This window comes from Methylopila musalis (assembly GCF_042679725.1).
Classification (GTDB): domain Bacteria; phylum Pseudomonadota; class Alphaproteobacteria; order Rhizobiales; family Methylopilaceae; genus Methylopila; species Methylopila musalis.
In genome coordinates, this window is record NZ_JBHTMX010000341.1 from 1 (window position 1) to 1,503 (window position 1,503).

3 protein-coding genes are annotated in these 1,503 nt (G+C 72.2%); 2 read left to right on the plus strand and 1 reads right to left on the minus strand.

All coding sequences use genetic code 11. The features are described 5' to 3' along the window. Positions 1–646 (plus strand): ATP-binding protein (locus ACFQ4O_RS17440; protein ID WP_378777634.1); only part of this gene is annotated, 646 nt, incomplete at its 5' end. A gap of 41 nt (positions 647–687) precedes the next feature. Then, a complete protein-coding gene (locus ACFQ4O_RS17445; protein WP_378777636.1) occupies positions 688–1,293 on the plus strand; it encodes a flavin reductase family protein in 606 nt (201 codons plus the stop codon). A 5-nt stretch (positions 1,294–1,298) separates the two neighbouring features. Here the strand turns inward: ACFQ4O_RS17445 and ACFQ4O_RS17450 are convergent. Further along, positions 1,299–1,503 (minus strand): hypothetical protein (locus ACFQ4O_RS17450; RefSeq protein WP_378777638.1); only part of this gene is annotated, 205 nt, incomplete at its 5' end.

The following is a 1,503-nucleotide window of genomic DNA, read 5'->3' on the forward strand; positions in this document are numbered from 1 at the left end:
CGCGCGTTCCGTGGAGGAGGCGGCGGCCAAGGAGGCCGACCGGCTGCGGCAGGCGATCGCCGAGCTGAACGGCCGCATCCGCGCCTCCGCCGACGACGCGGTGGAGGAGGCGTGGCGTGAGGCGCAGGAGGCCCACGCCGCGGCGGCGCGCCGGGCGGAGGACTTCGCGCAGGAGGTGAGGGCGCTGCAGCGGCTCGAAACAGCGCTCGCGACCGCCCGCGCCGACGCCCGGGAGCTTTATCTGAAGCCGGTGATGGCGGAGCTGAAGCCGCTGCTCGGCCTGCTGTTCGACGACGTATCCATCGCCTTCGACGACAAGACGCTGCTGCCCCAGAGCATTCGCCGCAACGGCCAGGACGAGGACGTGGAGCGCCTGAGCGGCGGCATGCGCGAGCAGCTCTCTGTGCTGACGCGGCTCGCCTTCGCCCGGCTGCTGGCGCGGGACGGGCGGCCGGCGCCGGTCATCCTCGACGACGCGCTGGTCTATTCCGACGACGACCGCATCGAGCGCATGTTCGACGCCCTGCACCGGCAGGCGCGGGACCAGCAGATCATCGTGTTCTCCTGCCGGCAGCGGGCCTTCGCGCGGCTCGGCGGCAACACGCTGCGCATGACGGACTGGCGGCCGCCGGACACCAGCGCCTGACCGGACCCCGACCGCGGCCATTCACGCCTCAAGGAGCGGCCATGACCTATTCCTACGACGTCGCCGACGGCCACGGCCTGCCGCACGATCCGTTCAAGGCGATTCTCGCGCCGCGCCCCATCGGCTGGATCTCCACGGTGGACGCGGAGGGCCGCCCCAACCTCGCGCCCTACAGCTTCTTCAACGGCGTGGCCGGATCGCCGCCCATGCTGATGTTCTCGTCCGAGGGCTGGAAGCACTCGGTCGCCAATGCGGAGGCGACGCGGGAGTTCGTGTGCAATTTTGCGAGCCTCGCGCTCAAGGACGCCATGAACGCCAGCTCCGCGCCGGTCGCGGAGGGGGTGAACGAGTTCGAGCTCGCTGGTCTCGCCACCGCGCCCTGCCGTCATGTGCGCGCGCCGCGGGTGGCGGCGGCGCCGGCGGCGCTGGAATGCCGCGTGGTCGGCGTGACGGAGCTCTCCGACCTGAACGGCGCGGCGCTGAACCGTTGGCTGGTGATCGGGCAGGTGGTCGCGGTCCACATCGACGAGGCCTGCCTCACCGACGGGCTGTTCGATCTCGCCAAGGCCCAGCCGCTCGCCCGCTGCGGCTATCAGGACTACGCGGCGGTGACGGAAGTGTTCGCGCTGGCGCGGCCGACCGCGTAAGGGCGTCACAACGCGGCGAGAATCTCCGCCTGCCGGAGGCTGAGCGCGATCTTGGCCTTAAACCCGTGGCGCCGGCTGAGCGCGGCCTCGGCGGCGAAGGCGTCGTCGTCCGCTGTCGAGGCAGTGTCGATCGCTGGCGCGCCGAGCGCCACCGCCGCCTGCAGCACCTGCGCCCGGGCGTGGCGCAGCGGCTCGATCCAGCCGCCGCAC